Source organism: uncultured Rothia sp., from assembly GCF_916049665.1.
In the GTDB taxonomy this organism is placed as follows: domain Bacteria; phylum Actinomycetota; class Actinomycetes; order Actinomycetales; family Micrococcaceae; genus Rothia.
Map to the genome: position 1 here is coordinate 1 of NZ_CAJZIE010000087.1, position 7,120 is coordinate 7,120.

A 7,120-nucleotide genomic window follows, 5' to 3' on the forward strand; every position below is an offset into this window, starting at 1 on the left:
GCTCTTCCGATCTGTGCTAGGGGTCTTCTGCAGTGGTTATTGGTGTGCGTCGGAAAATATGTTCAGGATGCGGTGGCATGCTCGTTGAGCGTGCCACCGCATCCTGCGGGGTGTGTCCCGTTGCCTCGTTATAGCTGTTTCAGCTGAGAAGCGTGGGGTGCTAATGACTACTTGGTGGTGTTGAAGCCGTAGTCGGAGAGGATCTTCTTAGCCTCGTCGGAGGTCTTCAGCCACTCGTTGAACTTCTTTGCAGCCTCGGAGGAGGAGCCGGTCTTGCTCAGCGCTGCGGGGTATTCGTTGGGCTCAACATCGGTCAGCTCGATGGAGCCGAGGTTTGCACCCTTCTTCTTGGCTGCTGCGAGGTCGGTGGTGTAGATGAAGCCTGCATCTGCGTTACCGGTGGACACCTTGGTTGCCACGTCGGTGACCTTACCCTCGGTGGTTGCGTTCTTGAGGGTGATGTCGTGCTTCTTCAGCTCTTCGTGCGCCAGGGTGCCGCAGGGGACGTCTTCCTTGCAGACTGCGACGACGCCTTCGGTGGTCTTGAGGTCGTCGAGGCTGTTGATCTTGCCGGGGTTACCTTCTGCGGTAACGAGCACGAGCTTGTTGGTGACCAGAACGTCGGTTTCAGAGTTGGAGAACTGGTCAAGCTTCTTTGCTTTGTCCATGTTCTTGGTATCTGCGGTGATCAGCAGGTCGGGGGTTGCGCCCTGCTCAATCTGGTTGACGAGCTTTGCGGAGCCTTCGTAGACGAAGGTGACGTCTACGCCGGGGTTGGCGGCTTCGTATGCCTTTTCGAGGTCTGCGCCGGCGTTGTTCAGGGAGGCTGCGGCGAAGACTTCGACCTTGCCGGAGGCTGCCTGGCTGCTTGCAGCAGATGCGGTGGACGAAGAGGAGCTCTGGGTGGCGCCGCATCCGGTGAGGGCGAGGGTTGCTGCCGCGAGCGCGCTGAGGGCTGCGAGGGGGCTCTTCATGAGGTATTTCCTTGGTTGGTTCGTACTGCTATTGGAGGTGAGGTGCGTCCATGTGCGGGCTCTATGTGACGTTTTGTGTACGTCCCTAGCTTGTACACGTGTTGTTGCGTTGTCACGGTAGTCTGCGGTGGCGCAGTTGTAACTTACCCTTCACACACTATGTAAGGGGCGCCGGAACATGGAATAATCATATTGTCACCTGAAATATGCAAATTTTCCACATAGGTTTTACATGGCGTACACGGCGAATTCGGCCTCTTCTGAACTCATTGCGGGCCCAACGTTAAGCACCTTATCTTCTGCGGAGGGTAACGGGGCTACTTTTGTTACGCCCGAAAAATCTGAGAGTGGCGTCAAGCCTGCACGTAAGCTCCCTAATATTACGAACAGCGGTCCGCTCTTGGACCGTTGGGGTCGCGTGGCGACGGATCTGCGTATCTCTCTGACCGATAAATGTAATCTTCGTTGCATTTATTGCATGCCGGCGGATGGTTTGCAGTGGCTCCCGAAGGATAATCTGCTCTCCGCCGAGGAGATTGCGCGCCTTGCCGACATTGCGATTACTGAGCTGGGCGTGGAGGAGATTCGCTTTACCGGTGGTGAGCCGCTGGTGCGCGCCGATTTGGTGGACATTATTTCCCGCATCCATCAGGCGCATCCGGATATTCCGCTTGCTATTACGACGAACGGTATTGGTTTGGAGAAGCGTGCTGCCGCCCTGGCGGAGGCTGGCCTGACCCGCATCAATGTTTCACTGGATACGATTTGCCGTGAGACCTTTGCCGAGCTGACCCGCCGCGATAAGCTCGACGCCGTGCTCAAGGGTATTGACGGCGCGGCGGAGGCTGGTCTGTGGCCCATCAAGATTAATGCTGTGCTGATGCCGGGCCTGAATGATGATCAGGCTCCGGAGCTTCTGCGCTGGGCGTTGGCGGGCGGCTATCAGTTGCGTTTCATTGAGCAGATGCCGCTGGATGCCGATAACCGTTGGACCCGTGAGGGCACGATTACTGCCGCTGAGATTCGCGAGAAGCTATCGGCTGAGTACGTCCTGGGTTCGGTGGCTGAGGCGCGTGGTGACTCCCCCGCTCAGCTGTGGGAGGTGTACCCGCTCGGTACTGCCTTGGATGAGGCGGGCTTCCCGGCTGACGGCACCGAGTCGCTGGGTCGCGTGGGCATCATTGCCTCGGTAACCGAGTCGTTCTGCAATGCGTGCACCCGCACCCGTCTGACGGCGGACGGCAAGATTCGCTCCTGCCTGTTCTCCGATACTGAGACTGATCTGATGCAGCTTCTGCGTTCTGGCGCTGACGATAAGGAGCTGGCTCTGCGCTGGCGTGAGGGCATGTGGTTTAAGCCGCGTGCGCACGGTAAGGAAGACGCTGACTTCGATATTGAGGAGTTCGCGAAGGCGAGCCGCTCGATGAGCGCTATTGGTGGCTAAGAAGCTACCCTATTGATTAGCCGAATATACAGTCAGATATGCGTGGGACAAGGTCTTTTGCTGGCACCTGCCCCCTGGCGTTCGGCTACCCCTATTCAAGGTTTGAGGAGCATGATGCAGGTTCATTTTTTCGCTGCCGCGCGTTCTGCGGCGGGTACTGCGCAGCTGTCGGTGCCTCTGGCTGAGTTGCCGTCCGCGACTCTTGGCGCGCTTATTGAGCACCTGGGTCGAACTCTGGATGGTACGACCCCTTCGGGCCTGACTCTTGCGCAGGTCATGGAGCAGTGCTCCTTCCTGGTCAACGGTGCCCGCTCGGAGGCGGAAGCACCCCTGCAGGATGCCGACCGTGTGGACGTTCTGCCTCCCTTTGCGGGTGGATAATGCCGGCTACTAAGATGCCCGCTTCTCCGTTCCCCTCCGAGGGTGATTTTTCGTGCGCCGCGGTCGTTGTTGCCGGAGGCGCTTCTCGCCGTCTGAACCATGTGCCGAAGGCGTCCCTGTCTGATGGCACGAGCACCCTACTGGATTGCGCCCTGGAGGCGGTGGCCGCCGCGTCCCCGCGTGTGGTGGTGGGTCCTGAGAGCTTGCCGTTGCCTACCGGGGTGTTGCGTACTCGTGAGGATCCGCCGTTTTCGGGTCCTGCCGCGGCGATTCATGCCGGGTTGGAGTGTATTGCGGCGGATTGTGAGCGCTCGCAGACCCCGTTGCCGGGCTGGTGCCTGATTTTGGGTGTGGATACTCCGCGTATTGCTCCGGCGGTTCAGCAGCTGATTGCCGCGGCACGAAGTGCTGAGCAAGCCGCGACCGCCCCCTCCCCCACCGGTTCTGAAGCGCCCAGTGACTCTGAAGCTTCTGAGGGCTTCTGGGGTGTCTCTGAGGGCATCTATCAGCCGCTGGTTGGTATTTACCGTTTTGAGGCGATCCGTTCGGTCTTTTCGACCGGCACGACCGACGCTTCTGTTCGTTCTTTTTTGCGCCGTCTGAACCCTGTGGCGGTGGAGATGTCTGCCGCTGACACCGCCGATGTTGATACCTGGGAGCAGGCGCAGGCTCTGGGCTATACAACTTCGCTCTGGTCAAGTTATTAGCACGGGGTTATCAGCAGCTGAGGCGCGCGGGAGCGCTAGTTGCCAAGCTACGAGTACCCTAGTGGTAGGTCTCAGTTCTTAACGCCCGACCGGGCGATGTTTTTGAGCTCGCGCGCTGTTGCGCGTCCCGCACACACTTTTTACGAGGTACGATGTCTCACCATATTCCTTCTGTTTCGTGGCAGCAGGCCCGCCAGATTCTGCATGAGCAGGGTCTGGAGATTGCTCACCATGTGAAGACGGAGTCTTTGCCGCTGTTGGCGACGATTGGCCACTATTTGGCGGACGACGTTTATTCGATGATGCCGGTGCCCCACTACAGCTCTTCGGCGATGGACGGCTATGCGGTGGCGGGTGCGCCTCCGTGGCGTCTGGTAACCCCGGCGTACCCGGAGGATTCTCGCGCAAATATTCACCGTCTGACGGTACCGATTGCTCCGGGTGAGGCAACTCCGATTCTGACGGGCGGTTTGATCCCGGAGGGCACTGAGGCGATTGTGCGTGAGGAGCATTCCCGCCTGTATGAGGGTGCGGAGGGTTCTTCGCGTCCGGGCGTGAGCGCCCATTTGGAGACTGCGTCGAGCATTCATTACCTGGATATGGCGGAGGATTTTGAGCCTCCGGCACCGGGTGCTGATATTCGCCATGCCGGTGCTGAGCTGGAGCGTGGCGAGCTGTTGGCGCGCCACGGCGACCGTATCTCTGCGCGTATGGCGGCGTTTTTGGGCACGAATGGTTTTGATGAGTTGCCGGTGTATGCCCCGATTCCGGTGCGTTGCGCGTTTACAGGTAATGAGGTCATTACGTTTGGTGTGCCTGCGCCGGGTCAGGTGCGTGATGCATTTGGCGGCTTCATGGAGCATGCGATTATTTCTGCTGGCTGCGAGGCGCGCCCTTCGATTCGCCTAGCGGATGTTGAGTCTGAGTTCCGCACGTTCTTGTCCACGTCGACTGCTCGTGTGCTGGTGTTCACGGGTGGGTCGAGTACCTCGGGTGTTGATTTGGTGCGTAAGGTGCTCAACGATATGGGTGCGACGTACCTGTTTGAGTCGGTGGATGTGCGTCCGGGCCATCCAGCATTGGCTGCGCGCCTGCCGGTTCCGGAGACTGGCCCGAATTCGGGTCGTGAGCGTTTTGTGTTGGGTCTGCCGGGTAATCCTTTGGCGGCGTACACTGCCCTGTATTCGTATTTGCCGCCGCTTCTGGCTGGTATGAGGGATATGCCTCTGCCGGAGCTGGATTCTGCGGTTCTGGGTGAGCCTGTTGATACGTTGCGTAAGCCGGCGGGGGCTCGTCTGCTTCCTGTGTCGGTGCGTGATGGTGTGGCGTATCCTCTGCCGAAGTCGGCGTCGCATATGCTGTCCTCGTTGGCGGCGGCTACTCACTGCGCGGTGTTGGATGATTCTTCGGTCCGGGGTTCCGCTCATGAGGTGGGGGCTCGGGTTCCGATTATTCCGGTGCTGTAGTAAGGCGCTATTTTCCGGCGTTGAAATGTTTATGCGGTATGCGGTCGGGGTATAGTAGAGAGATATGTCAATCGTTTAGCATACCGAAGGGAGTCTCCGTGGCTAAGCCCAAACTCAGCGATGTTGCGGCCCTGGCGGGAGTCTCCCCCACCACGGTCTCCCGCGTGCTCAACAACCGCGGCTACCTGAGCGAAAGCACCCGCACCAAGGTCCACGAGGCAATGCGGGAACTCGGCTACCGACCCAACGCCATCGCCCGCAGCCTGCAGGGTCAGCGCTCGCAGATGGTGGGCCTCATCTTCCCCACGGTCGCAAACCCCTTCTACGGGGAGATGGTGTACCGCCTCGAAAGTTACCTTGCCGAGGCAGGCTACCGCGTCATTCTCTGCAATAGCGATGACCACCCCGAACAGGAAAAGCGCTACCTGGAGATGCTTTTCTCCAACCAGGTGGACGGCATTATCAGCGGCGCGCACTCTGACGCGCTGGTGAATATTCCGCACGCCCAGGCTCCCCTGGTGACCGTGGACCGCCTCGAAAGCGGCTTTTACCCGAATGTCCGCTCCGATAATTACGGAGGCGCCCGCGCCGCCACGGAGCATCTGATTGCCACGGGTGCGCAGAATATTGTGCACGTGACGTCGACCCTGGGTGAGCACAATGAGCGTCAGCGCGGATACCGCGAGGCAATGCTCGAAGCCGGACTCATGCCGGAGTTCCTGGAGCTGGGCTTCCGCCCCTCTCTGGGCATTAAGCGTGAGGTGCTCTACCGCTACCTCGACGAACGCGCCGATAGCCCGGAGCCGGTGGATGCAGTCTTCGCTTCCAACGATAATTACGCCGCATTGGCGCTGGGCTGGGCGCGTGCTCGAGGCGTTCGCGTTCCTGAGGATTTCCAGGTGATTGGTTACGACGGCACGCAGAGCGTTCAGCTACTCATGCCGGAGCTGGCGACCGTGGTTCAGCCGATTGAGGGTATTGCGAAGCGCACCGCGCAGCGTCTGCTGGAGCTCATTGAGCTACAGCAGGAGGATTCCTCAGAGAAGACCACTCCCCCAATTACCCAGCCCGAGGATGTGCTCCCCGTTGAGTTGCATCTGGGGGCGACGGTGCGTTCTATCCCGGATCTGAATCAGATTCAGCCTGACACCTCCGCCCCGGACGAGCTCCAATAAGAGGCTCCTCCTCTGACGATAAAAATCCGCCCCACCGTGCGAGTGCTCACGGTGGGGCGGATTTTGCATATACATTTATCGGTTTTGTGCGCGTCCGGAAGTTTAGGAGGTGCGCTGCACAATCTCGGTGGGACCGGTGCCGGGGTAGACCATGCCGACGGCGTGTGCCTTGGAGAAGATTCCGTGGAGCGGGCCGAGGGAGAAGAATCCGCGGCGCTCGTAGAGGCGTGCGCTATCGTAGGTCGACGCTTCGAGGTAGGCGGGGTAGTCGCCGATGCGTTCGGTGCCGTAGTCGAGTAGCTGCGAGCCGATACCGCGGCCTCGGTACTCTTCGAGAACACCAATATTGAAGAGGTACCAGTGCTTGTACGCGGGGCGGTACTTGAGGAGATGCAGCTCCATCGTGATGGCTCGTAGCAGGGTTTTACAGCCGAGAGCCTTGTAGTAGGCGCCTACCTGCTTGAGTTCGTTGAGGAAGGAACCTTCGTGGGATTCGGGGGTGCTCCAGAGGCAGACGCCGACAATTTTGCCGGTGGATTCGTCGATGCCAATGTCGATGCGTCCGCGGTCCTGGAAGTTGCCGTAGACCTGCAGGGTCATAATGGCGCGGAGCTTGGCGAGCTCCTGTCGGCGGCTACCGCCCGCGATGACTGCCATCATGGCGGGATCTCCGTCGAATGCGGCAATCAGCACCTCGAGCGCATCTGCATATTCATGAGACTCGGCGGTGCGGACGGTATAGGAAGCTGAGGTCATATTCACCCTTTACAAAAGCTTGAAACTATACATAAATATTAGCTGGATTATTCACTCCTGGCTAATAAATTCTGCCTTATCAAGACATTTTTCATAGCCATGCATCGAATGTGTGCCAGCTTATATTGCACCAATATGCATAAATTTTACGAATATTTATTCATGTTATTTTTGCATTACTTTGCAGGAAAATTTGAACACCCCGCACCAGCTCTAG

7 protein-coding genes are annotated in these 7,120 nt (G+C 58.8%); 5 read left to right on the plus strand and 2 right to left on the minus strand.

What is annotated here, in order from left to right; all coding sequences use genetic code 11:
- Window positions 1–167: 167 nt before the first annotated feature.
- Window positions 168–974 carry a molybdate ABC transporter substrate-binding protein gene (modA, locus tag QZ540_RS07725; RefSeq protein WP_294628963.1) on the minus strand — a complete coding sequence of 269 codons (807 nt, stop codon included), beginning with the start codon at window positions 972–974 and terminating at the stop codon, window positions 168–170.
- Window positions 975–1,206: 232 nt separating this feature from the next.
- Between modA and moaA the strand changes: the two genes are divergently transcribed.
- The 5 genes from moaA to QZ540_RS07750 all read left to right on the plus strand — a co-directional run bounded on the left by moaA (window position 1,207) and on the right by QZ540_RS07750 (window position 6,147).
- On the plus strand, window positions 1,207–2,418 hold the full coding sequence (gene moaA, locus QZ540_RS07730) for a GTP 3',8-cyclase MoaA (protein ID WP_294628965.1): 1,212 nt from the start codon (window positions 1,207–1,209) through the stop codon (window positions 2,416–2,418).
- 114 nt (window positions 2,419–2,532) lie between these two features.
- On the plus strand, window positions 2,533–2,799 hold the full coding sequence (locus tag QZ540_RS07735) for a MoaD/ThiS family protein (RefSeq protein ID WP_294628967.1): 267 nt from the start codon (window positions 2,533–2,535) through the stop codon (window positions 2,797–2,799).
- A complete protein-coding gene (locus QZ540_RS07740) occupies window positions 2,799–3,506 on the plus strand; it encodes a molybdenum cofactor guanylyltransferase (RefSeq protein ID WP_294628969.1) in 708 nt (235 codons plus the stop codon). The genes QZ540_RS07735 and QZ540_RS07740 overlap by 1 nt, the downstream gene beginning before the upstream one ends.
- 152 nt (window positions 3,507–3,658) lie before the next feature.
- Window positions 3,659–4,972 carry a molybdopterin molybdotransferase MoeA gene (locus QZ540_RS07745; RefSeq protein WP_294628971.1) on the plus strand — a complete coding sequence of 438 codons (1,314 nt, stop codon included), beginning with the start codon at window positions 3,659–3,661 and terminating at the stop codon, window positions 4,970–4,972.
- Between the two features lie 98 nt (window positions 4,973–5,070).
- On the plus strand, window positions 5,071–6,147 hold the full coding sequence (locus tag QZ540_RS07750; protein ID WP_294628973.1) for a LacI family DNA-binding transcriptional regulator: 1,077 nt from the start codon (window positions 5,071–5,073) through the stop codon (window positions 6,145–6,147).
- 102 nt (window positions 6,148–6,249) lie between these two features.
- On the opposite strand, the gene QZ540_RS07755 is transcribed toward QZ540_RS07750, so the two are convergent.
- Window positions 6,250–6,903, minus strand: a complete 654-nt coding sequence (locus tag QZ540_RS07755) for a GNAT family N-acetyltransferase (RefSeq protein WP_294628975.1) — start codon at window positions 6,901–6,903, stop codon at window positions 6,250–6,252.
- Window positions 6,904–7,120 lie beyond the last annotated feature (217 nt).

Bases quoted from the DNA above. Each gene is read 5' to 3' on its own strand.
- moaA (WP_294628965.1), top strand. From the start codon at position 1,207: ATGGCGTACACGGCGAATTCGGCCTCTTCTGAACTCATTGCGGGCCCA.
- QZ540_RS07740 (WP_294628969.1), top strand. From the start codon at position 2,799: ATGCCGGCTACTAAGATGCCCGCTTCTCCGTTCCCCTCCGAGGGTGAT.
- QZ540_RS07755 (WP_294628975.1), bottom strand. From the start codon at position 6,903: ATGACCTCAGCTTCCTATACCGTCCGCACCGCCGAGTCTCATGAATAT.
- QZ540_RS07735 (WP_294628967.1), top strand. From the start codon at position 2,533: ATGCAGGTTCATTTTTTCGCTGCCGCGCGTTCTGCGGCGGGTACTGCG.
- modA (WP_294628963.1), bottom strand. From the start codon at position 974: ATGAAGAGCCCCCTCGCAGCCCTCAGCGCGCTCGCGGCAGCAACCCTC.
- QZ540_RS07745 (WP_294628971.1), top strand. From the start codon at position 3,659: ATGTCTCACCATATTCCTTCTGTTTCGTGGCAGCAGGCCCGCCAGATT.